This is a genomic window from Pontimicrobium aquaticum (assembly GCF_005047595.1).
GTDB lineage: Bacteria > Bacteroidota > Bacteroidia > Flavobacteriales > Flavobacteriaceae > Pontimicrobium > Pontimicrobium aquaticum.
The window spans coordinates 1-25,242 of the sequence record NZ_SUPL01000009.1 but is presented as its reverse complement, the minus strand read 5'-3'; the positions used below and the strand labels follow the sequence as shown (position 1 = coordinate 25,242).

The 25,242-nt window shown below is 32.5% G+C and carries 22 protein-coding genes and 2 tRNA genes; 13 read left to right on the top strand and 11 right to left on the bottom strand.

From position 1 onward, the window contains the following. Nucleotides 1-7: 7 nt before the first annotated feature. From E5167_RS14165 to E5167_RS14150, 4 genes are all read right to left on the bottom strand, one after another. Nucleotides 8-748 carry an isoprenyl transferase gene (locus E5167_RS14165; protein ID WP_136844822.1) on the bottom strand — a complete coding sequence of 247 codons (741 nt, stop codon included), beginning with the start codon at nt 746-748 and terminating at the stop codon, nt 8-10. A 1-nt stretch (nt 749) separates the two neighbouring features. After that, complete coding sequence (gene porG, locus E5167_RS14160) at nt 750-1,436, bottom strand: type IX secretion system protein PorG (protein WP_136844821.1); 687 nt, start codon at nt 1,434-1,436, stop codon at nt 750-752. A gap of 104 nt (nt 1,437-1,540) precedes the next feature. Then, nucleotides 1,541-2,425 (bottom strand): NAD kinase, encoded by an 885-nt coding sequence (locus E5167_RS14155; RefSeq protein WP_136844820.1) that lies wholly within the window; start codon nt 2,423-2,425, stop codon nt 1,541-1,543. A 4-nt stretch (nt 2,426-2,429) separates the two neighbouring features. Then, a complete protein-coding gene (locus E5167_RS14150) occupies nt 2,430-3,086 on the bottom strand; it encodes a CBS domain-containing protein (RefSeq protein ID WP_136844819.1) in 657 nt (218 codons plus the stop codon). Between the two features lie 88 nt (nt 3,087-3,174). Between E5167_RS14150 and E5167_RS14145 the strand changes: the two genes are divergently transcribed. The 7 genes from E5167_RS14145 to E5167_RS14115 all read left to right on the top strand — a co-directional run bounded on the left by E5167_RS14145 (nt 3,175) and on the right by E5167_RS14115 (nt 9,535). Beyond that, a complete protein-coding gene (locus E5167_RS14145; protein ID WP_136844818.1) occupies nt 3,175-3,888 on the top strand; it encodes a pyridoxine 5'-phosphate synthase in 714 nt (237 codons plus the stop codon). Then, a complete protein-coding gene (locus tag E5167_RS14140; protein WP_136844817.1) occupies nt 3,888-4,652 on the top strand; it encodes an alpha/beta fold hydrolase in 765 nt (254 codons plus the stop codon). The genes E5167_RS14145 and E5167_RS14140 overlap by 1 nt, the downstream gene beginning before the upstream one ends. A 42-nt stretch (nt 4,653-4,694) precedes the next feature. Next, nucleotides 4,695-5,045, top strand: coding sequence for a phage holin family protein (locus tag E5167_RS14135; protein ID WP_136844816.1), 351 nt, complete (start codon nt 4,695-4,697; stop codon nt 5,043-5,045). 78 nt (nt 5,046-5,123) lie between these two features. Further along, nucleotides 5,124-6,449: a trigger factor gene (gene tig / locus E5167_RS14130; RefSeq protein WP_136844815.1), complete on the top strand. Its 1,326-nt coding sequence runs from the start codon at nt 5,124-5,126 to the stop codon at nt 6,447-6,449. An 84-nt stretch (nt 6,450-6,533) separates the two neighbouring features. Beyond that, nucleotides 6,534-7,208 (top strand): ATP-dependent Clp endopeptidase proteolytic subunit ClpP, encoded by a 675-nt coding sequence (clpP, locus tag E5167_RS14125; RefSeq protein ID WP_136844814.1) that lies wholly within the window; start codon nt 6,534-6,536, stop codon nt 7,206-7,208. A 139-nt stretch (nt 7,209-7,347) separates the two neighbouring features. After that, the gene (gene clpX, locus E5167_RS14120) at nt 7,348-8,580 is read left to right on the top strand and encodes an ATP-dependent Clp protease ATP-binding subunit ClpX (RefSeq protein ID WP_136844813.1); all 1,233 of its coding nucleotides are present in this window, start codon (nt 7,348-7,350) and stop codon (nt 8,578-8,580) included. Nucleotides 8,581-8,740: 160 nt separating this feature from the next. After that, complete coding sequence (locus E5167_RS14115; protein ID WP_136844812.1) at nt 8,741-9,535, top strand: carboxylesterase family protein; 795 nt, start codon at nt 8,741-8,743, stop codon at nt 9,533-9,535. A gap of 3 nt (nt 9,536-9,538) precedes the next feature. On the opposite strand, the gene E5167_RS14110 is transcribed toward E5167_RS14115, so the two are convergent. Continuing rightward, complete coding sequence (locus E5167_RS14110) at nt 9,539-12,268, bottom strand: T9SS type B sorting domain-containing protein (RefSeq protein ID WP_136844811.1); 2,730 nt, start codon at nt 12,266-12,268, stop codon at nt 9,539-9,541. Between the two features lie 317 nt (nt 12,269-12,585). Then, entirely contained in the window at nt 12,586-14,100 is a 1,515-nt protein-coding gene (locus E5167_RS14105) for a GH3 auxin-responsive promoter family protein (protein ID WP_136844810.1), read from the bottom strand. 45 nt (nt 14,101-14,145) lie between these two features. On the opposite strand from E5167_RS14105, the gene E5167_RS14100 reads away from it, so the two are divergent. Next, nucleotides 14,146-14,940: a DUF2797 domain-containing protein gene (locus E5167_RS14100; protein WP_136844809.1), complete on the top strand. Its 795-nt coding sequence runs from the start codon at nt 14,146-14,148 to the stop codon at nt 14,938-14,940. 60 nt (nt 14,941-15,000) lie between these two features. Here the strand turns inward: E5167_RS14100 and rpsU are convergent, their stop codons facing one another. The 4 genes from rpsU to E5167_RS14080 form a co-directional block, all read right to left on the bottom strand. Beyond that, the gene (gene rpsU, locus E5167_RS14095) at nt 15,001-15,195 is read right to left on the bottom strand and encodes a 30S ribosomal protein S21 (RefSeq protein WP_136844808.1); all 195 of its coding nucleotides are present in this window, start codon (nt 15,193-15,195) and stop codon (nt 15,001-15,003) included. A gap of 31 nt (nt 15,196-15,226) precedes the next feature. Then, nucleotides 15,227-16,090 carry a sigma-70 family RNA polymerase sigma factor gene (locus E5167_RS14090; protein WP_136844807.1) on the bottom strand — a complete coding sequence of 288 codons (864 nt, stop codon included), beginning with the start codon at nt 16,088-16,090 and terminating at the stop codon, nt 15,227-15,229. Nucleotides 16,091-16,212: 122 nt separating this feature from the next. Further along, on the bottom strand, nt 16,213-18,846 hold the full coding sequence (locus E5167_RS14085) for an AsmA family protein (RefSeq protein ID WP_136844806.1): 2,634 nt from the start codon (nt 18,844-18,846) through the stop codon (nt 16,213-16,215). Between the two features lie 59 nt (nt 18,847-18,905). Further along, nucleotides 18,906-19,610 carry a queuosine precursor transporter gene (locus E5167_RS14080; protein ID WP_136844805.1) on the bottom strand — a complete coding sequence of 235 codons (705 nt, stop codon included), beginning with the start codon at nt 19,608-19,610 and terminating at the stop codon, nt 18,906-18,908. Nucleotides 19,611-19,682: 72 nt separating this feature from the next. On the opposite strand from E5167_RS14080, the gene folK reads away from it, so the two are divergent. Continuing rightward, nucleotides 19,683-20,819 (top strand): 2-amino-4-hydroxy-6-hydroxymethyldihydropteridine diphosphokinase, encoded by a 1,137-nt coding sequence (folK, locus tag E5167_RS14075; protein WP_136844804.1) that lies wholly within the window; start codon nt 19,683-19,685, stop codon nt 20,817-20,819. Continuing rightward, nucleotides 20,806-21,288: a GyrI-like domain-containing protein gene (locus E5167_RS14070; RefSeq protein ID WP_136844803.1), complete on the top strand. Its 483-nt coding sequence runs from the start codon at nt 20,806-20,808 to the stop codon at nt 21,286-21,288. Before folK ends, E5167_RS14070 begins: the two co-directional genes overlap by 14 nt. Here E5167_RS14070 and E5167_RS14065 read toward each other — a convergent pair. Further along, nucleotides 21,281-21,808, bottom strand: a complete 528-nt coding sequence (locus E5167_RS14065; protein WP_136844802.1) for an RNA methyltransferase — start codon at nt 21,806-21,808, stop codon at nt 21,281-21,283. The two genes, E5167_RS14070 and E5167_RS14065, sit on opposite strands and share 8 nt — an antisense overlap. Nucleotides 21,809-22,178: 370 nt before the next feature. Here E5167_RS14065 and mutS point away from each other — a divergent pair, with 370 nt between their 5' ends. From mutS to E5167_RS14050, 3 genes are all read left to right on the top strand, one after another. Further along, on the top strand, nt 22,179-24,788 hold the full coding sequence (mutS, locus tag E5167_RS14060; RefSeq protein ID WP_136844866.1) for a DNA mismatch repair protein MutS: 2,610 nt from the start codon (nt 22,179-22,181) through the stop codon (nt 24,786-24,788). A gap of 83 nt (nt 24,789-24,871) precedes the next feature. Continuing rightward, nucleotides 24,872-24,943, top strand: a tRNA-Gly gene (locus E5167_RS14055). Between the two features lie 50 nt (nt 24,944-24,993). Beyond that, nucleotides 24,994-25,078: transfer RNA gene (locus E5167_RS14050), tRNA-Leu, on the top strand. Nucleotides 25,079-25,242: the final 164 nt, after the last annotated feature.

Genomic DNA, 25,242 nt, shown 5'->3' with positions numbered 1-25,242 from the left:
TTTAATATTAACTAAGTTGTTCACTCGTTTTTCCAAATCGTCTTTCTCTTTTTTGATAATTTATAATGGCCTCATACAAATGTTGTTTTGTAAAGTCTGGCCAATATACATTAGTAAAATATAGTTCGGCATAAGCAATTTGCCATAAAAGGAAATTACTTATACGTTGTTCGCCACTTGTTCTAATCAATAAATCGACGTCTGGCAAATTTTGCGTGTAAAGATGCTCATTTATTACCGATTCATCAATTTTTTCTGGCGAAATTATATTATTTTTAACTTTAATGCTTATTTCTTTGATGGTATTTATTAACTCATCTCTTGAGCCATAACTTAATGCTAATGTTAAAGTTAAGTGATTGTTAGATTTTGTTAGCTCTATAACATCCATTAACTCAGTATATACCTTATTTGGTAAGGCTTTTAGATTGCCAATGGCATTAAGTTTAATGTTGTTTTTTTGAAGTGTTTTTATCTCTTTTTTTAAAGAAGAAATTAAAAGCTTCATAAGTGTTTGAACCTCTAATCTTGGTCTGTTCCAATTTTCAGTAGAAAAAGCATATAGTGTTAAATTTTTAACACCAAGTTCGGCACAGCCTTCTACAACGCGTTTAACTGCTTTACTGCCTTTTTCATGTCCAAATACACGTAGTTTTCCTTTTTGTTTTGCCCAACGACCATTACCATCCATAATAATAGCAATGTGCTGAGGGAGTTGGTCTATATGTATTTGATTTTTTATATCCACGTTAAAAATCGCAGTAACAGGGTTTTCGTGCAAATGTATATGTTAAAGTAATACCAGTAAACATATACCAGTCATTATTGTTTAAGTTTCCAAAACTATAATTAAAAAGTGCATCATTTTTAGGGAAACTACCATCCAATTCATCCGAAAATGTGTAGCGTGCACCTATTTCGGCTGCCAGAATAATATGATCTGTTAGTGTTGTTTTATAGCCTAATGCCATTGGTATTCCTGTAGCCCAACTAGAATCGTTTTCCGAGGTTTGAATGCCATTTCTAAAATAATAGTTGTCATGCTTAGTAAATGACAAGCCTGCATATATGTATGGTGTTGCTTTATTGCCATCGTCATGAAGATTAAAATCAAAAAATGTAAATTCCATGCCTAGAGCAACTTCAAGAATATTACCATTAAATTCATAATCACGATCAATTCTTCTTGGGTCGTCTGATTTTGAATCTTTAGCATCTAAGTTAGAAGAAATTATAGACAGCCTATACGAATGCCTTGGGCTTCTATTCCATTTAAACACACCACCTATGGCTAATTGGTTAGGTGCAATATAATTTGTAGCGCCTACATCTCCAATGAGATTACTTCCACCAGCAAAAACTCCAACCTCGTAAATTTGGGCATAATTTAATTGATAGCTAAATGCACATAAAATAATAACGGTTAAATACCTCATAAATGTTTAAAAGTTTGCAAATATAATAAATAAGATGAGCCTATTATAATTTGTCGTTTAGTATTACTGATAAACATTATTTAAGCTAATTTATTGTCTTAAATCTAATTGCGCTTGTCTTCTCCCCAAAGCAATTTGTTGCGAAGTGTGCTTAAAAAGCTTTCGCTGTTAAGCTCAATCATTTTAATTTTGAAGTCGGCCAGTTTAATGATAACGGTAGAATTATTGTCTAGTGTCGCTATCCTAGAATCGAGAGACACTAAATAACTGTCTTCTCTACCGCTTACTCGTAACTTTATTTCGGTTGAATTTTGAATAACTAATGGTCTTGCATTTAAATTATGAGGTGCAATAGGTGTTAAGGTAATGCTGTCTGATTCTGGCATAATAACTGGACCTCCACAACTTAGGGAATAACCTGTTGATCCTGTTGGTGTAGATATAATAAGTCCATCAGCCCAATAAGAGGTTAAATATTCATCATTTAAACTAGTCTCAACGGTAATCATAGAGGTTGTGTTTTTTCTGCTTACAGCAATTTCGTTTAAGGCTACATTAAAATCGAATAAGGATTCATTTTCTGGTTCAGTTCGTATGGTAAGAAGGCATCTTTCAGAAATCCGGTAATTCCCTTTAGTAATATCGTCTATGGCTTTGGCAATGTTGTTCTTTTGTATGGTTGCTAAAAAGCCTAAACGACCAGTATTAATACCTATTATTGGAATATTTAAATCGCGAATATAAGTAACAGCTCTTAAAATTGTACCATCGCCTCCAATACTTATTAATAATTCAAAAGTATTATCAAGCTCATTAAAAGTCTTAAAGTCACTTGTAATTTTTTGGATGCTTTCTTCTTTGTTTATGGAATTAAAAAATGAGGTTTCTATATAAACATTAAATAACTTTTTGCTACAAACACGAAGTAAGCTCTCAATTGGAGCTAACGAGCTTTTTTGATACACTTGACCGTAAATGGCAACCTTCATAAGTTTACAGGTTTAAGTATTTGTTTAAATAATCGGAGCGGTCTTTAAGGTTTTGTATAAACGTATCCTCTTCATGACCAGAGATAATGTTGTAGCTATAGCGCCTAAAACTTTGTATAATTTCGTTAAGTCCAGAGCTACCAATTTTCAAAGTAATCTGTACCATATCACTTTCTACCTTAGAAATAAAGGCACCTAAAAGCTTTCCATTATTAGATTCAACTATTTGGCACACTTCACTAAAAGCATAATCGTTATACCCTTTTTCAACGATTAAAATACCTCCTGGTTCTGAGAAAAAAGGTGTTTGGTTGAACATGGCTATAATATCATTTAACTCATAATAACCGAGATATTCATTATTGTCACCTAAAACAGGCATAATATTCGTGTCTTTTTGAGCAAAAGCCTCTAAAACATCAAGCCAAAGCGTAGATCTCCTAACAAAAAAACCTTCTAGAGTATATAGATGATCTGATATGAGTTTATCCGAATCAAAACAGTGTGCATCAGTTTCAGAGATACAACCTATATAAACATTATCTTTTTGGATAGGAATATGCGAATAAGTTAGTTGATTAAACAAATGTTGGGCATCACCTATTTTGTTGGTGACCTTTAGTGGTTTTATATCATTAATTATATACTCGCTTAAAGGCATAATGTGGATTATTTTCTATTGCAAAATAATCAAAAATAAGTACAATAAGCCTAACTTACTTTGTATTTTTGTGTTTAAAATTTCACAGATGACAAAGTTAAGTGTAAACATAAATAAGATAGCGACATTAAGAAACTCAAGAGGTGGAAACACACCAAATGTAGTCCAGTTTGCTAAAGATGTTCAGGAGTTTGGAGCTCAAGGAGTCACTATTCATCCACGTCCAGACGAGCGCCATATTCGATACCAAGATGCTTACGATTTAAAACCTATTGTATATACAGAGTATAATATTGAAGGGAATCCAATTCCAAAATTTGTCGATATGGTTTTAGATATAAAACCAACACAAGTCACTTTAGTACCAGATGCTGAAGATGCTATAACTAGCAATGCTGGTTGGGATACCATAAAGCACAAAGATTTTTTAACAGACATTATCAAGGAATTTAAAAACAATGGTATTAGAACTTCTATTTTTTTAGATCCTGAGGTTTCACAAGTTGATGGTGCTTTAGAAACTGGAACAGATAGAATTGAGCTTTATACCGAAGCTTTTGCGCATCAATACAGTTTAGGAAATAAAAAAGCTATTGAGCCTTATGTTGCTTGCGCGCTTAGATGTAATGAAGTAGGGTTAGGTATAAATGCAGGACACGACTTGTCGCTAGAAAACATCAAATTTTTTAAAGATAACATGCCTAATCTTTTAGAAGTTTCAATTGGTCATGCGTTAATTTCCGAAAGCTTGTATCTTGGAATTGAAAATGTAGTAAATATGTATTTAAATAAACTTAAATAATGCTTTTGCACTCTAACATAATTGGCAAAGGAGAACCATTTTTAATATTGCATGGTTTTCTTGGGATGGGCGATAATTGGAAAACATTGGCTAAACAATTTAGTGAAGAAGGGTATGAAGTACATTTAGTAGATCAGCGCAATCATGGACGCAGTTTTCATGATTCTGAATTTAATTATGATATTTTAGCTGAAGACTTAAAAAAATACTGTAATCATTACAAGTTAGAGAATATTATTCTACTTGGACACTCAATGGGAGGAAAAACAGCTATGCTTTTTGCTGCTAAATATCCTGAAATAGTTAAAAAATTAGTTGTTGCTGATATTTCTCCTCGCTTTTATCCAATACATCATGATGCCATTTTAGAAGGGTTAGGGTCGCTAGATTTAAATCATATAAAATCAAGAACAGAAGCAGATAAACAGCTTTCAAAATATGTTTCGAATTTTGGAATAAGGCAATTTTTGTTAAAGAACTTGTATTGGGTAGAAAAAGGTAAATTAGGGTTAAGGATGAACTTAGATGTGTTAACAGAAAATATATCCGAAGTAGGTGAAGCATTACCAATTTATTTAAAGTTCGATGGTGATACGTTGTTTTTGCGTGGTGATCGATCGGAATATATTGTAGCTAATGATGAACACTTAATAAAAATGCAATTTCCTAAAGCATCAATTTCTACAGTAAGTAAAGCTGGACATTGGTTACATGCCGAAAATCCGAAAGAGTTTTATCAATTTGTGATGGATTTTATCAGGTAATGGTAATATTTTGTAACTTGATTCAAACAAAAAACAAGAATAATGAAACTATTAATGAAACTCGTATTAAGTGCTATTGCAGTAATTATTTTAGCAAAATTGTTGCCAGGAGTGACACTTGATGACACTTTTACAACACCTTTAATTGTTGCTTTTATATTAGCAATACTAAACGTTTTAGTTAAACCTATATTAATAATCTTAACCCTGCCAATTACCATTCTAACTTTAGGCTTGTTTTTACTAGTTGTAAATGCTTTAATTATATTATTGGCCGATAAGTTAATTGATGGTTTCCAAGTATCTAGTATATGGACTGCCATTCTTTTTAGTTTACTACTTTCGTTTTTGCAATCCATCCTGTATTCGGTATTAAAAGAAGATAAAAAATAGACTGAATTTCAGTCTATTAAAAACTTTGCTCAGTCTTAAAAATGTCGTACTTTTGCAGCCAAATTTTATTTAGGCAAAATGAATATTACAAGAGAAAATATCGATGCATTAAATGCAGTAGTAAAAGTAGATATTGAAAAAAATGATTACGCTGATAAAGTAGAGAAAATTTTATCAGACTATCGTAAAACGGCAAACATTCCAGGTTTTAGAAAAGGACATGTGCCAATGGGAATGGTTAAAAAGCAGTATGGAAAGGCAGTGTTGGTTGATGAAGTAAACAAACTACTTCAAGATGCATTACACAAATACTTAACTGAAGAGAAATTAGACGTTCTTGGTAACCCATTGCCAAAAGCTCAAGACGACCTAAATTGGGATGCTGAAAATTTTACTTTTGAATTTGAATTAGGACTAACACCAGAGTTTGAGGTGAATCTAAAAAGTAAAAAAGCTATAACACATTATAATATAATTGCTGATGATAAAATGATTGACGACCAAGTTGTTAACATCCAAAAGCAATATGGTAAGCTAGTATCTAAAAATGAGGTTGAAGAAAATGATGAAATTACTGGAACTTTCGTGAACGAAGATAAAGATATTAATAGCCAAACAACCTTAACACTAGATAAAATAAAAGGCAAAGTAAATGCTAAAAAATTTATTGGAGCTAAAGTTGGAGATGTTATTACTTTAAAAACTAAAGGACTTTTTAATGACGATCATGATTTAATGACGTACTTAAAAGTATCTCACGATGATACTCACGGATTAGACATTGAAGTAGATTTTACTATAAATGAAGTAAATACAAGAGAACTAGCCGATTTAGACCAAGAATTATTTGATAAATTATTTGGAAAAGGCAATGTTACTTCGGTAACCGAGTTAAAAGAAAAGATTAAAGAAGATGCCGAAAAGCAATTTATTCAGCAATCTGATCAAAAATTATTAAACGACGTTACTGAGTATTTAGTAGAAAATACAAAGTTTAATTTACCTGCCGAGTTTTTACAAAAATGGATTCAAACAGCAGGCGAAGAACCTTTAGACGAAGCGCAAGCTAAAGAAGAATACGAAAAGTCAGAAAAAGCAATGCGTTATCAGTTAATTGAAAGTAAATTAATTATCGATAACAATCTTCAAATTAACTTTGACGATTTAAAAGCTTACACACATGAAATGATTAAAGGTCAAATGGCTCAATTTGGGCAAATGAACCCTTCAGAAAAAGAGCTAGACGATATTTCAGCTAGAATATTATCTAATCAAGATGAAGTTAAACGTTTGTCAGAGCAATTAACAAGTCAAAAACTGTTAGCATTCTATAAAGAAAATGTAAATCTTAAAACTAAAGAAATGTCGTACGACAAATTTGTAAAAGAAGTTTACGGCTCATAGTTTTAAAAAATCACTATATTTAGGCGTTGAATTCTTTAGGGTTCAACGCTTTTTTTATTGTCAATTATATTATTAAAAATAACTATGGATTACGGAAAAGAATTCGAAAAATTCGCTATAAAAGATCAAGGAATTAGTAGTACTTATTACAACAAAATAATTAGTAGTATGTACCCAACTAATTTAACTCCAAATATTATTGAAGAACGTCAAATGAACATTGCTATTTTTGATGTGTTTTCAAGATTAATGATGGACCGAATAATTTTTATGGGAACAGGAATTAACGATCAAGTAGCAAATATTATTCAAGCGCAATTATTGTTTTTAGAGAGTACCGATGCCTCAAAAGACATACAAATATATATAAATTCACCAGGAGGAAGTGTGTATGCAGGTTTAGGAATTTATGATACCATGCAGTTAATTAAGCCAGATGTGGCTACTATTTGTACAGGGATGGCAGCTTCAATGGGAGCAGTATTATTATGTGCAGGAGAAAAAGGTAAACGAAGCGGTTTAACACACTCTCGTGTTATGATACACCAACCACTTGGTGGTGCCCAAGGTCAAGCTAGTGATATTGAAATTACTGCACGTGAAATATTAACACTTAAAGAAGAGTTGTATAAAATAATAAGTAAGCACTCAGGGCAAGATTACGACAAAGTATATACAGACAGTGATCGTGATTACTGGATGAAAGCTGATAAGGCTTTAGAATATGGAATGATTGACGAGATTTTATCTCGCAGCTAAATAAAATATTGAATTGTCAATCTGAACAAAGTGAAGAATCTCATTTTGAAGATATTTCGATAGAGATCATTTTGACATTAATTAAAAAAGGTTTTAAGTGTTAGTACAACTTTTAACTTTTTATCTTTAACTAAAGAAAATGGCGAAGGAAGAATTAGAATGCTCGTTTTGTGGTAGAAAAAAACCGGAAACCAATTTATTGATTGCAGGACTGGACGCTCACATATGTGATCGTTGTATAGAGCAAGCTCATGGAATTGTTATTGAAGAATCCAAACAAATGGATTCAGGGGATCTGTCAGCAGAACTTATGTTGCGAAAGCCTCAACAAATTAAGGCATTTTTAGACGAATATATAATTGGTCAAGAACATACTAAAAAGGTAATGTCTGTGGCTGTTTATAATCACTATAAACGTTTATTGCAATCACCAACGGATGATGATATTGAAATTCAAAAGAGTAATATCATGATGGTTGGACAAACAGGAACAGGTAAAACATTAATGGCAAAAACCATTGCTAAAATGTTAAATGTGCCTTTGGCAATTGTCGATGCTACAGTATTAACTGAAGCTGGTTATGTAGGCGAAGATGTAGAAAGTATATTAACTCGTTTACTTCAAGCAGCCGATTATAATTTAGAAAAAGCCGAAAGAGGAATTGTATTTATTGACGAAATAGATAAAATTGCTCGTAAAAGCGATAACCCATCTATCACTAGAGATGTTTCAGGTGAAGGTGTGCAGCAAGCACTTTTAAAACTTTTGGAAGGAACGGTTGTAAATGTACCACCCAAAGGAGGTAGAAAACATCCAGACCAAAAATTTATTGAAGTTAATACCGAAAATATCTTATTTATTGCTGGTGGTGCTTTTGATGGCATTGAACGACACATATCTAAGCGTTTAAATATGTCTGCTATTGGTTATAAAGCCTCACATGAAGGCGAAATTATTGATAAGGATAACATATTACAATACATCATACCAAAAGATCTTAAAGATTTTGGGCTCATACCAGAAATTATTGGTCGCCTTCCAGTGTTAACATACATGAATCCACTTGATGCTAAGACACTTAGAGCTATTTTAACTGAACCTAAAAATGCGATTATAAAACAGTATAAAAAGCTATTTGCTATGGACGAAATAGACTTGTCTATAACAGACGGAGCCTTAGATTTTATAGTAAATAAAGCTATAGAATATAAGCTGGGAGCTCGTGGCTTACGTTCGCTTTGCGAAGAAATTTTAACTGACGCTATGTTTAGTTTACCTAGTAGTGATGAGACAAAGCTAAATGTTACAAAAGCTTATGCTGAAGGGAAACTAACTAAAACAAGGCTTAAAAAATTAAAAGCAGTCTCCTAATTGTTATTGCTATAAGGACGTTTATAATAAGCTAAAACCACTCATATAAGAGTGGTTTTTTTATTGAATGTAAACAACTTATACTTGCCGAAAATATTATTAAACCTGTTATATATGAGCTTCTAAAATTATTTTTTCTAAATTTGAGAAAAAAGCACTTATGAAAAAGTTAACACGTACATTAGTATTATTACTTACAGTTTCTACAATATTTAGTTGTAGTAAAAATGAATCTGTCTCAACATCAGATCTAAGAACAGTTGAAGATATTATAGCTGACTTTCAAAACCTAGTAGTGCAACCAGGTATTAATGATTTTGCACTAGAAACGTTAGTTAACGATACGTATTGGAACTTTAGAGTTGTAGCACCAGCTGATGCCTCAGCTAATAACTTAAGACCTTTAGTTATCGATTTGCACGGAGCCTCTGGCGGCAGTCCTTCGGCACATAAAAATACCGAATGTTATGTAGAAACAGGGTTGCAAGCCTTAAATGCTTTCGTTATTAGTCCCAATGCAGGATTTGATGAGTGGTACGATTCGTCTAATCAACAACAAATTCTAGCTTTAGTGGATTTGGCAAAATCAAATTGGCATATAGACCCTAATAAGGTTATAATTACGGGTTATAGTAATGGTGGTAATGGAAGTTGGTTTTATGCCGATTATTATCCAGAATTTTTTTCGGCTGCAATTCCTATGGCAAGTTCCTACGATCCAGAAAGAGGTACTGGAGAAGTTCCTGAAATTACAGTACCTATGTATGTAATTCATGGTGAAGATGATGAGTTGTTTCCGGTAGAAACAACTGAAGCTTTTGTAAATAAATCAAGAGACGCAGGAACAAGCATAGAGTTTGTTATAGCTCCAGGTCTTGGGCATCTTGATGTTTGCGACTATGCTAGCTACTTAGCCGATGCTGTTACATGGGTGCAAACTGAAGTTTGGAATTAAATTTTACTGTACTAAGCTAAAATGGCCTTTATAGGTAACTAAGTTATTATTTATATCATTTACACTTATAGTAAACCAATAATCGCTTGAGGGCAATCTTTTTCCGTTAAAAGTGCCATCCCAACTCGAATTTGGATCTATTGTATTTAGCAGTTTTCCGTATCTGTCAAATATGTTGATATCAGAGTAAATAAAATTATCATGGTCTAATCCTTTCATTCTCCAAGTGTCATGATAACCATCACTATTTGGTGTTAAGAATTTTTGAAACCCAAACACAAAAATTCTTTGGACTATAGTGCCACAAACATTGTTGACATAGACATCGTAAGTTCCAGGAGGGACATTGTTAAAAGTGTTTTCAGGTTGGTAATTAAAATCAAAAACATCGTCAATGTTGTTTAGGCCATAAAGGTTATCGCTATTTTGTGCTGCCAATACGGTAACTTTATTTATGTCCCCAAGATCTACTGTAATACCATTTAAAACAGGTATGGTTGAGCTTAGTACCCTGAATGTTTTTTGTTTTTCACAACCCGAAAGATTATCTACCATAGTAAGCACTATTGTTTGGGGTCCAGGTAAGGATATTTGATATCCTGTGTCATTATTACTCCAGTTGTAACTGTAGTTGTTTTGTGAGTTTGCAGGAATTGGAGCAGTTAACGTTATAGGGAAAGAATTATCGCAAATAACAATAGTCTCCAATGAGTTAAACTCAGGAAAAGAGCTTATAATTAAATTAACTTGACCAGACCCATAACAGTTTCCATTTTCTTCTACTTTAAAATATAAGGTTATGGCTTCAGTTGTATAGTTGTTTCCAGAGATTACGTTGTTATTTATAGCATTCTCGAGCGAATCATATAAAGAGACTGTATAGGTTCCTAAAGGATTGAGGGAATTAATAATATTATTTTTAATAGCATTTAGGTTAAATAAAGCAGTGTCATTTCCTAAGTTGCAACCATACTCATCAGCGGCAGATAAAACAAGATTAGGAGTTGCTACCAATTCTACTTCGCTAAAGCTATAACAGTCGTTTCCTATTTCATAAACTTTTGCAATAATTACTTGATTTGCGCTTGTGTTGGAAAAAATGGGGTCTAAAGCGTTTTGATTTAAAGGGTCTGAATCAGCATCAACAGTGTTTAAATAAAAATACACATTAAATCTATGCGATTGGTTATTTGTTATATCATCAATGCTGTTTTGTAAATCGAATGTAGTTAATCCATCTTGCGAATCGTTATCAAATAAATCACATTTTTCTAATGTAACATTTGGGTTAATAGTTGGAGGTAAATTAAATGAAACATTTGCAAAGCCCTCATATTTATTATCACAATCATCATGCGAATCCACATAAAGTGAATAGGTTCCAATGGTATTTGTTCCATCACTATTCACTACTAATTGATGTGGAGGAGATGGTGTAGGAAGGTTGGTTGTTGTTGTACCATCGTTAAACGTCCAAAAATATTCAGCTCCAGGAATATTAGGACCACTCAAGGTATAAGTACTATCATAGCATATGGCGAGGTCTGCACTAGTTTCAGTAACATCCTCGTTAGGATTAACAATATTAAAATCGTTTATAATAAAAAAGGATTGAATAAATGGAGGTAATCCCTGCATTACTTGTCTGCCATTTCCAAAGTCGATATAATCTAATTCAAAATCGCAATCATCGCCTTTTAATTCTGGATTATGAATCACGTCTAAGTATTGGGTACCTACAGTATATTCTTCAGGAATTGTGACATATATTTTTAAATCAGGCCCTAATTGTAGCGCACCTCTGTAAGCCTCTTCAGAGTGTAATAGAGATCTATTTGTTCTAGGGTTTGTATCTTTTAAATCGAATTGATATAATTTATAAGTATCTACTGAATCAAAAGTAGAAGCGTATAACATATCTCCACTTGGTGAAAATTCAATACCATAAGGTGCTTCAATACCACCTGAGTTAAATATCATTTCTCCATCATTAGCAACAGCGCCTATACTGTTATCAAAACTGTATAGTAATAACCCACTAGTAGCTGAGTTTAATCCTTGGTGAGCAACTGCTAGTTTTTTTCCATTAGGAGAAATCTTTAGATACCCACGAGATTGTCTGGACATGAAATCTACTTGAGATATTACAGGTGTTGTATCTACGCCATTTTCGGTTACTTTATAAGAATAAAATAAATTATCAACCAATGAAATTACCCAATAACCATCACAATCTGCTGTTTCGACAGCAGTGATTTTTTCCGACCAAAACCCTCCAGAAGCATTACCAGACAAATCAGTTGCGTCACCAGTAATATCTCCTAAATTATTATTAAGAGAGAGGTCAACAGTGTAGTAATGATATCCTGTAGGATTAATAGTTGAGCCTACAGTAAATAAATAATATATATTGGGATATGTAGGGTTGGGAACTATAATGGCAGATTGCGTGCTTGATTCGTCTCCTAATAAATCTGTGCCATTTGGCATAGGTAGGTGTGTCCTTGTCCATGCAGTTGAACCGTCAGAATAAAACAATAGATTACCATTGGCATCAGATATTGATGCACAACCTTCTAAGGTATTTAAGCTACCTCGTTGAACTGTTGGCCTTGGCGAATTTCGGTTAAACCTTAAGCCCATGTTTTCACCGAAAAACCAGTTGTTAGCCTCGTTTTGGGAAAATACTAAGGTAGTGAATAATACAAATACTACTAAAATTTTCTTTTTCACCTACTAAATGTATGAAATTCTAAGTAAAAGTCAAGACTTATATGATGTAAGCTATTGATGTTTAGATGTAAGTTGTTAAATATAGATTAAATAAAAATTTTATAAATAAAGAAACCACTCAAAAATGAGTGGTTTTTTTATCTTGGATTATAATTAATGTTTGCAGTAAGTTTTTTATGTTTTTTTCTCAATTGCAGTTTAAAAGTAGTATTATAATTGAAAGAAAAAAAGGTGAGTCCTAATTTTTAGATGAATACGAACGTATATTCGTTTAAAGAAAAAAGAACGTCTTTTTTACCGATAAAGGGCAACGAATTTTAGTTGTTTAATTTTAATAGTTCATCTAAATAATCTCTAGAATTTGAAAGTCTAGGAATTTTATGTTGACCGCCAAGTTTGTCTTTTTCTTTTAACCAATCGTAAAACAATTGTGGTCTAGCAATGTGTATTTTTGGCACATTTAAAGTAATGTTGTTGTAGCGCTTAGCTTCGTAATCAGAGTTTAAAGATTGTAACGAAGCGTCTAGTAATTTATTAAAGCTGTTAATATCGTTAGGTGGTGTTTTAAATTCAATAAGCCATTCATGTGCTCCTTTTTCTTTTCCTTTCATAAATATTGGCGCAGCAGTATAGTCAATAATTTCGGCATTGGTTTTTTTACAAACATCTTTTAGTGCGTCTTCAGCATTTTCTATGATGAGCTCTTCTCCAAATACATTTATATGATGTTTTGTGCGTCCAGATACTTTTATACGATAAGGATTTAATGAAGTAAACCTAATAGTATCGCCAATTTTATAACGCCACAAGCCTGCATTTGTGGTAATAATAACGGCATAATTGACATTTTTTTCGACCTTATTTAATGGGATGATTTTTTCTTGAGGCGTACCGTAGGTTGACATATCAATAAACTCATAAAAAATACCATAATCGAGCATTAAAAGTAACTCACTTGAATTGTTTTGATCCTGAATTGCGAAAAAACCTTCCGACGCATTATAAATTTCATAATACTTAAAATTTTTTCTAGGTAATATTGATTTATATTGATTCATATACGGTACAAAGCTTACACCTCCATGAAAATACACTTCTAAATTTGGCCAAATATCTAAAATATTTTGTTTGCCTGTTGTTTCTAATACATTATTTAATAACACTAACATCCAGGAAGGTACACCTGCTAAGCTAGTTACATTTTCGTTAATAGTTTCATCAACAATAGCTTGCATTTTGTGCTCCCAATCACTCATTAACGATACTTTATTACTTGGGGTACTACTAAATTCTGCCCAAAAAGGCATGTTATCAATCAAAATTGCCGATAAATCTCCAAAAGCAGTACCATTTTCTTTATATAGTTCTTTGCTGCCACCCAAACGTAAACTTTTGCCCGTAAATAATTGAGAATTCTCGTTATTATTTAAATACATGCATAATAAATCTTTTCCTGCTGCATAGTGGCAATCTTCTAAAGACTCAAAGCTTACAGGAATAAATTTACTTTTAGCATTAGTGGTGCCGCTTGATTTTGCAAACCACTTTATAGGAGTTGGCCAAAAAATATTTTGCGTTCCTTGTCTTGATTTTTCAATTACATCTTGAATGTCTTCATAAGCAGAAACTGGAATTCTTTTAGAAAAAGTTTCGTAACTTTTTATAGATGCAAAGTCATATTTTTTTCCAATTTCAGTGTCCTTAGCTATGTTTAAAAGCGAGAAAAGTAATTCGTTTTGAACTTCATTAGGGTATTTTAAAAACAAGTCAATTTGATGAAACCGTTTTTTTAAAAACCATGAAGCAATAGAATTTACTAAGGGAATTGGCATATATTGGTTATCTTTACAAGGTTTAAAAATAGGAAAAATCTTTTTATGCAGTATCAAGGTGTGTTAACAAAAATGGAAACTGAATTTAGTAACCCCATTAATTATTATTTGGTGTTTGAAACAGATTTCATTAATGTAAATCAATTGTTAAATAAAACACTTAAAATCAGTTTTGTAAAATATCAATGCCTTAATTGTGGGTTAGATAAACCTATATACCGACAAGGGTTTTGTAAAAGTTGTTTTTTTGATATTCCGCAAGCAGCCGATTGGATTATGCGACCAGAATTAAGTACTGCGCATCTTGATAAAGAAGATAGAGATTTAGAATATGAGAAGAAAGTACAACTGCAACCACATATAGTATATTTAGCTAATTCTAGTAATGTTAAGGTTGGTGTTACCAGAAAAAGTCAAGTGCCAACACGTTGGATAGACCAAGGAGCTCATGAAGCTATAGAGATTGTGGAGGTGCCAAATAGGTATATAGCAGGCATTACTGAGGTTGCTTTAAAAAGCCATGTAGCTGATAAAACTAATTGGCGAAAGATGCTAAAAAATGATATTGAGGACGAAAACTTAGTGCATTGGCGTGAGAGACTAAAAGATTATATCCCTGATGAAGCTAAAGACTATTATATAGCAAATAACTCTGAAACTAATATAAATTTTCCAGTACTTAAATACCCTCAAAAACCTTCAAGTTTAAACTTATTGAAAGCAAAAGAGTTTGAAGGTAAGCTTGTAGGTATTAAAGGGCAGTATTTTATTTTTGAAGACCAAACTGTTTTTAATATTAGAGCAAATGAAGGTTTGGTGGTTTCTATAGCAATTAATTAAATAAAAAATCCCATTTAAAGCTAATTCTTAAATGGGATTCAATTATATTTTAATGACATACTAAATATCTTCTTGATCTCTCAAATTTTGTATGTATGCCGCTTTTTGAATTTCACGACGTCTTTTAACTGAAGGCTTCGTGAAAAATTGATTTTCTCTTAAATTCTGCATCACCTTAATATTTCTGTGCTTTCGTTTGTAACGTTTTAAAGCACGCTCTATATTTTCTCCTTCTTTAATAATGATTTTTAACATATATATATTTATTAATGTTTTACTTTTAGGCTTATCCTAAATATGTTTTTAATACTTTACTTTTTGATGTATGTCGCAACCTGCGAATTCCCTTTTCTTTTATTTGTCTAACACGCTCTCGTGTTAATCCAAAAGAGTCGCCTATTTCTTGAAGGCTCATAGGTTGTTTTTGATCGATACCGTAATAATGGCGCAAAACTACGGCTTCTTTTTCTGATAGCGTGTCTAAAGCACGATTTATTTCAATTGTTAATGAGTTTCTCATTAAATCGGCATCAGGTTTTGGCGATTCCTCCGATTTTACAACATCGTACAGTGTTGATGTTTCACCTTCTTTTAGAGGTGAATCCATAGATACATGTCTTCCAGAGATTTTCATGGACTGTTTTACGCTACTAACTGAAAGTTCTAGACTATTAGCAATTTCTTCAGCACTAGGTGCTCTCTCGTGTGTTTGCTCTAAATGAGAATACGCTTTATTAATTTTATTAATTGAACCAATTTTGTTTAATGGAAGTCTTACTATACGTGATTGTTCTGCCAATGCTTGTAGTATTGCCTGTCTAATCCACCATACAGCATACGATATAAACTTAAAGCCTCTAGTTTCATCAAAACGTTTGGCTGCTTTAACTAGTCCAGCATTTCCTTCGTTGATTAAATCTGGTAATGATAAGCCCTGATTTTGATATTGTTTTGAGACCGAAACCACAAAACGTAAGTTAGCAGTTGTGAGTTTGTCTAAAGCTTCTTGATCACCAGCATGTATTTTTTGTGCTAATTCTACTTCTTCATCAGCGGTAATTAATTCAATTTTGCTTATGTCTTGAAGGTATTTGTCAAGTGATTTAGATTCTCTGTTGGTAACTTGTTTAGTGATTTTTAATTGCCTCATATATAGATGTTAAGTTTAAGAATTATACATTCTTATAACATAACGTTTTTATCTAGAAATCCTAATAAATGATGCTTTTTGTTTGAAAAAAGACCAAAAAACATTAAAAAGGACAAAAAACATTAATTTGTGGTATCTTTTTTCTTTTTTCGATTTTTAAGCAAATTACCTAAAATGCTTTTTACTGCATCTTCGGTTTTAGTTTTAGTACTATCCTTTTTTATGGCTTCTGCTTTAGTACTATCTGTTTGTTTTTTCTTTTTGTTTAAGACACCATCAAGTAAATCGTTTAGCTTGTCTTTTCCAGAATTTAAAAGCTTTTGTTTTTCAATGTCTATGAGTTGTTTTGTTAAATTGGATACACCACTTGTTAAATCGGTTGATACTTGTGGACTTGCATAAGTTCCTGAAACGTTAGCTGTTACTGGAATAGTAATTTTGTTTACCTCACTATCGTTAATTCTTCCAATTAACCTATTAACCTCACTGCCTAGGTATTTAGCAGGAACATCAAGAGCTACTTTATAATTTAAAGATTTATCAAAACCATGAGAGCCTGAAACTTGGATGTCTATATCTTTATATTTTATATTGAATGGCTTTACATTTACTAAGCCATTTTCAAAAGATAGATTAGTTTTTAAATCGTCTAGGTTTAGTTTATTGAAATCCACAAAGTTTAGGTTGTCTTGTAATTTTTCAAGGACTTTCAATTTTTTCGAATTTATAGAGCTTACAAAAAGTTGTGCAAAGGAGTTTCCAGAAATTGTTGCGATATCTGGAGTAAATGACTCGTTTAAATTTCCTTTAAGGTTGATAGTTGAATTTAACTTTCCTTGTAAGGTATTGGCAATAGGAGCAAGACTTTGAAATAATTCTAAACCGCTAAAGGATTTTGCAATATCAAAATTATCTACACCTAAGTTGAGGTTGAACGTAGGCGTAGCTTCTTGAGTCGAAATATTCCCAGTAATGGCTAAAATGCCTTCAAATAGTTTTGAGGTTAATCCTTTTAAATTAGCTTGCTGGTTATTAATAGCCAACGAACCACTAACATCCTTTAAATTAAGATTGTCATAAATTACGGTATTCACATCCGCTGTGATGTTGCAATCTAAAAACTCAGGAATTTTAAGCGATGCTTTATTGGAAGTTGCTTTGTTTTCTTCGGCAGCTTCATCTTGGGCTACCATAAAATCGTTTACTGCAAAAACGTTCGACTTTACTTTAAAATCCCCTTGCAATTTATTTTTCTGCATTAAAAAACCAATCAAATTTTTAATACTTCCAGTGGCACTTATGTCGCTTTCTCCTGTTTTTGCTGCGAAATTATTTAAAGAAATAGTTCCTGGTTTAAAGGTTAAATCGGCTTTTGAAATGTGAATAGGATTGACAATATCTTCCGAAGAAAAAATAAAATCAGTAATATTAATTGAACCGTTATTTTTAATTCTATTATACGAATTGGTTTCAATGGCATTCATATCAAAAGAGGTGTTTAATTTCCCTTTTAGAATACCACTTATTTGTTTGTCTAATTCTATAGGATATGCCTTTGAAATATTGGCTAGGTTTAGTGTTCCATCAAGATTGGCATTTACTAAAGTGTTACCACCAAGATTTTTCAAGATAGCTGAAGATTTAAATATATCTTGGTCAATTTTAAAGTTGAGTGTAGTTAAATTTATGTAAGTATCATCAGGATTTCCATTGTCATTTTTCACTGTTGCATTGATGTTTATATTTTCAACACGCTTTGGAAGATCAGGATATTTAAAGGAAGCGTTATCAGATACCATTTTTATATCAATGGTTGGAATGGTAGTTTCTGAAACCAATCCTTTAATAATGCCTTCTACTTTAAAATCACCTGAAGTCTCAACATTATCCAAATTCTTTGCATAGCGTTCAGGCATTACGGCCAGAAAATCTTTAAAAGACGATTCAGGGTTTTTAAACGTAATGTCTATAAGTTGTCCTTCCTCTTTAAGCTGTACATAACCATTAAATTCCAATGGCAATTGATTGATAAATCCTTTGTTCTCTTTAAAGGTATATCTGTTTTCCTTTAAGTTTAAATCTATTAAAGCATCTAAAGTGACGTGGTTGTTTTCAAGATATGAAGCATTGTCAATACTTAAGCTTACATTGGCTTCTGATTTTGTATCTAATTCTGAAACCACATCAGTAAACAAAGCATTCCCTGAATGATTTAAATTGGTAACATAAACTGTAGTATTTGAATTTTCGTCAATATAAGTAAGCGCACTATTTGTAATATTGTAATCTTCTATATTGATTTTAAACCCAGTGCTTTCAGTTGAAGTAGCAGTAGTGTTTTTATTTGTTCCTGTTTTAAAAACATCCCAATTAGTGCTGCCAGATGTACTTTCTTTTAAGGTTATTAATGCTTCATCAATAGCTACACTAGTAATAGCAATAGGCTCATCTTCTTGGTTTTTAAATAGTTCTCTTATAGCCATTTTTAAAACAATAGATTTTGCGGTAGTAAAGGTTTCATCTTTAAAAGGTTTGTTGTTAGTAATGGTAAGATTATCAATAGTCACTTTGGCGTTTGGAAAACTACTTATCAAGCTTAAACTAACATCATCAAATTCTACTTTGGCATTGATGTTTTTATCTGCATAATTTTGAACAATAGCATCGATTTTGGACTCTAATACAAAAGGAATTGCCACTAAAATCACGACAAAAACTAATAAAATAATACCTGTAATTTTTAATACCTTCTTCATACATGTTTGTTTACATCTATATATACGATTAAAATTAGAAAATAAGTCTTAACAAACTATTAAATGAGCGAAATTTCTTCGTTCATTTTTAGTTTGAAGCGTTTTCTAAAGAGATACACACCTAAATAAAGAAAAGGTGTGTCTAATGCAGCGACCATTACTTTAAATAAAAAGCCACTAATTAATAAACCTTTAAAGCTTTCCCATGGTAGGACTTCAAATATGCATAATAAGGTAAGTACTGAAAAGGTATCAATAAACTGTGAAAACCAAGTAGAGAAGTTATTTCTAAGCCATAAATGCCTGCCTTTGGTAAGGCGTTTCCAGAAATGATAGATTTGAATATCTATAAACTGTGCAAATAAATAGGCTGTCATACTTGCAAATACAGCAATGGCTGATTGCCCAAATACTTTTGTAAAAAGAGTATTGTTTACTGGTGAATTATCTATAGCTGGAACACTATTGGCCACTAAAATAATAAGTAATGAAAATATGGATGCAAAAATTCCAGTGACTACAACTTGATTGGCTCGCTTTTTACCATAAATCTCACTAATTAAATCGGTTATTAAAAAGGTGATAGGATATGGTAAAATACCGACAGATATTTCAAATAAATTTGCTCCAAAAATTTTTATATCAAAAGGATACCAGTAAAAAAACTTCTGAAAAATTAAGTTAGAAACCACTAAAGAAGTTATAAACAAAGCTCCTAATAACATGTAAATGCGTTGTGCTAGAAGTTTATCTTTTAGTGTCATTTAAAATTGTGAATAAATAGGTTTCGTAAATATAAACTAATAAATTTTCTTTTAGTTAATTTGCTGTCGTTTATGAATCAACCACAGCAAGTTTACATATCACTAGGAAGTAATAAGGGCGATAGATTTAAAAATCTACAAGAGGCTATTGACCTTATTCACTTAAAAATTGGTATGATAAAAATTATATCGAAAGTTTATAATTCGCCAGCCTTTGGTTTTGAAGGCGATGATTTTTATAACGCTTGCCTTCATGTGGAAACGCATTTAAAGCCTAAAAAGGTGATGCAAGGACTGCTGAACATTGAAAAAAGTTTAGGCAGAATAAGAAACAATAAAAAAGAATACGAAGCACGAGTTATTGATTTAGATGTTTTACTTATTGATGATAGTATAATTGACACAAAGATACTTCAAGTGCCACACCCAGAAATGCATAAAAGACGCTTTGTGTTAAGTCCTTTAAATAATATTGCTCCAAAAATTGAGCATCCAAAATTGCATAAACCAACAAGTGTGCTTTTGGAAGAGTGTGAAGACAATAGTGTGTTAGAAAGCATTAATATTTGGTTGAAAAACCCAAGCAAAGCATTTAATTTTTCTAAATATAACTATATTGCTATTGAAGGTAATATAGGCGCAGGAAAAACAAGTTTAGCCACAAAAATGTCGCAAGATTTTAACGCTAAATTGGTTTTAGAGCGTTTTGCAGACAATGCCTTTTTGCCAAAATTCTATAAAGAGCCACAGCGTTATGCTTTTGCCTTGGAAATGTCTTTTTTAGCCGATAGATATCAACAAATTAGTGACGATTTATCACAATTAGATTTGTTTAAAGATTTTATTGTAAGCGATTACGATGTGTTTAAGTCGCTCATCTTTTCTAAAATCACATTGCCTGAAGATGAATTTATCTTGTATAGAAAGTTATTCTATTTAATGTATAAAGACATTGCCAAACCAGATTTGTATGTGTATTTATATCAAAACACTGAGCGTTTGCAGGCTAATATTAAAAAACGCGGACGTGATTACGAACAAAATATTGAAGATGATTATCTAGAGAAAATCAACGCAGGGTATTTAGAATTTTTAAAAAACCAAACAGAGATTAAGGTTAAAATTATTGATATATCAGATTTGGATTTTGTAAAAAACAGAGCAGACTATCTTTGGGTACTCAATCAAATTTGCGATGATGACGCATAGAATTATCCAATCACCTGAGATTTTAATTATTGGCATGAAAGCAAATGTGTCTTTTAACACGATTAGTGAAGACACAGGCAAATTGGCAAGACAGTTTATGCCAAGATTGAAAGCGATTAAAAACCGAGTATATAATAATACCTTGTCACTTCAAAATTATAATGATTTCGATTATAGAAAGGTGGCGCCGACGATGACTTTCGAAAAATGGATTGGTGTAGAGGTTGATGATTTTGATGAGGTTCCTGAAGGTATGGAAACCTTAACTATTAATTCAGGGAATTATATAGTAATCGACTTTAAAGGCTCCATGCAAGCGTTTGTAAAACAATGGAATTATCTACATGCTGAATGGTTACCAAATTCTGAGTATAAACTAGACAACAGACCGCATTTTGAAAAGCTGAATTTGAGTTATAGTCCTTTGAATGCTATAAATGAGGAAGAGATATGGATTCCTATCAAGTAAGTTTGCAAAACACATCCCAAATCACGACACCAACACTTACCGAAATATTTAACGAATGTTTGGTGCCATACTGCGGAATTTCAATCACAATATTGCTAGCATTTACCACCTCTTGTTGTACACCTTTTACTTCGTTGCCAAATACAATGGCGTAAGTCGTGTCAATTTCTGGTTGAAACTCATTTAGCATCGTCGCATGTTCGGCTTGTTCTATCGCTATTACTTTTATGCCTTCAGTTTTCAACGTTTCAACTAAAGAGAGTGTGTCTTTAACATATTCCCAAGCAACCGTATCTGTGCTTCCTAAAGCCGTTTTATTAATATCTTTATGTGGTGGCGTTGCCGTAATACCACACAAGTAAATTTTTTCAATCAAAAAAGCATCGCTTGTTCTAAACACGCTACCAATATTATTAAGGCTTCTAATATTGTCTAAAACCACAATCAGCCGTGTTTTGTCAGATTGTTTAAATTCTTCAATCGATAATCTATCTAGTTCGCTATTTTTTAGTTTTCGCATTAAAAGTTTATTTGTGTCATTGCGAGGACTGTCAGTCTGAGCTTGTCAAAGACAAAGGACGTGGCAATCTGTTTGTGTGAACTTAAATTAAAAAGATTACTTCAGTTGTTCCTCTTTCGTAATGACAATACTATTGTTAAAATCTCTCAATATTTGTAAATAACTTCTACTTACAAGCCTTTACAAAACATGAAATATTAATTACATTAGCATTCTTAATTTTACTTGTTTTCGATACTATTTACCAAAGGTAAATCACTCAAACTGACGTAAAATAATTAGAAATGTCAATTCGAGTATTTTGAATAACATTCAAAATGTATCGAGAATCATTTCTAATGCAAAAGTAACACATAAAAATCACTTAAAATTGGCTAAGAAAGCAAAAAAAGTAACCCCTTTAATGAAGCAATACAATACTATTAAAGTAAAGTATCCTGATGCTTTGTTACTTTTTAGAGTTGGAGATTTTTACGAAACTTTTGGCAGTGACGCTGTAAAAGCATCAAAGATATTAGACATCATTTTAACCAAACGAGGTGCTGGAAGCGATAGTGAAACAGAGTTGGCTGGATTTCCGCACCACTCTTTAAACACCTATTTGCCTAAACTGGTAAAAGCTGGTGAGCGTGTTGCTATTTGTGACCAACTGGAAGACCCAAAGCAAACTAAAACCATTGTTAAACGCGGTGTAACTGAGTTGGTGACACCTGGAGTGGCATTAAATGATGAGGTGTTAAGCTCAAAATCTAATAACTTTTTAGCATCAGTATATTTTGGTAAATATATTGGTGTGTCGTTTTTAGATGTTTCCACAGGAGAGTTTTTAACGTCACAAGGGAATGCTGAGTATATTGATAAATTGCTTCAAAATTTTAATCCAAGTGAGGTTTTAATTGAAAAGCAGAAACGCACAACGTTTTCTGAAACATTTGGCAACGATTTTCACACGTTTTATATGGAAGATTGGGTGTTTCAAGATGATTATGCCAATGAAACCTTGAATAATCACTTTCAAACAAAGTCATTAAAAGGTTTTGGAATTGAAGATTTATACGAAGGTATCGTAGCTTCTGGTGCAATCATGCATTATTTAGGCGAAACGCAACATCATAAATTGCAACATATTACGTCTATTCAACGTATTGCAGAAGATGCTTATGTGTGGATGGATAAGTTTACCATTAGAAATTTAGAATTGTATAATTCTACCAATACTAATGCTGTTACGTTATTGGAAGTGATTGACAAAACCATTTCACCAATGGGAGGTCGTATGCTCAAGCGTTGGTTGGCATTGCCACTGAAGGATGTACAAAAAATTAAGCAACGTCATGAAGTAGTAAAGCACCTGTTGAATAATGAAGTGACTTTGCAGAAGTTGCAGCATCAAATGAAGCATATTGGAGATATAGAACGTTTGATTTCTAAAGTAGCAACAGCTAAAGTAAATCCGAGAGAGGTTATTCAGTTAAAAAACTCTTTGGAAGCAATTATTCCTATTAAAGCTTTGGCAAGTAATTGTAATAATGAAGCTTTAAAAATTATTGGGGAACACATTCAGTCTTGCGATATTTTAAGAGAACGCATTAAAGAAACGTTGAATGAGGATGCGCCTGTAAATATTTTAAAAGGAAGTACCATTTCTTCTGAATTTTCTTCTGAATTAAAAGAGCTAAGAGCTTTAGCATTTTCTGGGAAAGATTATTTAGATAAAATGCTGGAACGAGAAAGTAAGCTTACAGGGATTACCTCTTTAAAAATAGCATCGAATAACGTATTTGGATATTACATAGAAGTTAGAAATACCCATAAAGATAAAGTTCCAGACACCTGGATTCGTAAACAAACTTTGGTCAATGCAGAGCGTTACATTACTGAAGAACTTAAAGAATACGAATCAAAAATCCTTGGTGCCGAAGAACGTATTTTAGCTATTGAGCAGCAATTATTTTCTGAGTTGGTTAATTGGATGAATAGCTATATTAAACCTGTACAGCAAAACGCAGCTTTAATTGGTCGTTTAGATTGCTTGTGTGGTTTTGCACAGTTAGCAAAGGACAATACTTACAATTATCCAGATATTGACGATTCGTTTGATTTAGATATTAAAAATGGCCGTCATCCAGTTATTGAAAAGCAATTACCAATAGGTGAGCCTTATATTGCTAACGATGTGTTTTTAGATAGAGCATCACAGCAAATTATTATGATTACTGGACCCAATATGTCTGGTAAATCAGCCATTTTACGTCAAACAGCTTTAATTGTATTATTGGCTCAAATAGGAAGTTTTGTGCCAGCAGATGCAGCCAGAATAGGGTTGATAGATAAAATATTTACTAGAGTAGGAGCGAGTGATAACATCTCCATGGGAGAATCAACCTTTATGGTAGAAATGAACGAAACTGCCTCTATTTTGAATAATATTTCAGAGCGTAGTTTGGTATTGTTAGATGAAATAGGTAGAGGTACAAGCACTTACGATGGAATCTCTATTGCCTGGGCTATTAGCGAGTATTTACATGAACATCCAAGTAAAGCAAAAACTTTATTTGCGACACATTACCATGAGCTTAATGAAATGACCGAAACCTTTGAGCGCATTAAAAATTTCAATGTTTCTATTAAAGAATTGAAGGACAATGTATTGTTTTTAAGAAAACTGGTTGCAGGAGGAAGTCAACATAGTTTTGGAATTCACGTAGCTAAAATGGCTGGCATGCCACAGCAAGTAATTCATAGAGCTAACAAAATATTAAAGCAATTAGAAAAATCGCATTCAAGTGAAGAGTTAACGGATAAAGTAAAGTCGCTTAATGATGAAATGCAATTAAGCTTTTTTAATTTGGATGATCCTCTTTTAGAAGAGATTAAAGACGAAATTTTACATATCGATATTAATACCTTAACCCCTGTTGAGGCGTTAATGAAACTGAATGAAATAAAGCGAATGCTCCAAAAAAAGAAAAGAGCATAAAAAATATAAAAAAGCCTTTGCTATTATTAGAATTGTTTTAAATTTGCATCCGCAATCATAGGGTTGCACGTTCATTAAAAACTGCGAAAGTAGCTCAGGGGTAGAGCATCACCTTGCCAAGGTGAGGGTCGCGGGTTCAAATCCCGTCTTTCGCTCTGATACTTTTTAAAATATACCAACGATGTGCTGAGCACAGTCGAAGCATGCTGAAGTGGTGGAATTGGTAGACACGTTGGACTTAAAATCCAATGGCCATTATGGCCGTGCGGGTTCAAGTCCCGCCTTCAGTACAAAAGCCTTTATCGAAAGATAAAGGCTTTTTTGTTTCATATGTCCCGTCCTGAAATAAGTTGACACAAAAACGACTTATTATGAAAGACAAAGAGCAATCAAGAGTTAAGCGTACTCAGCGCGATTATAATTTGGGCTTTAAATTAGCAGTAGTATCGCAAGT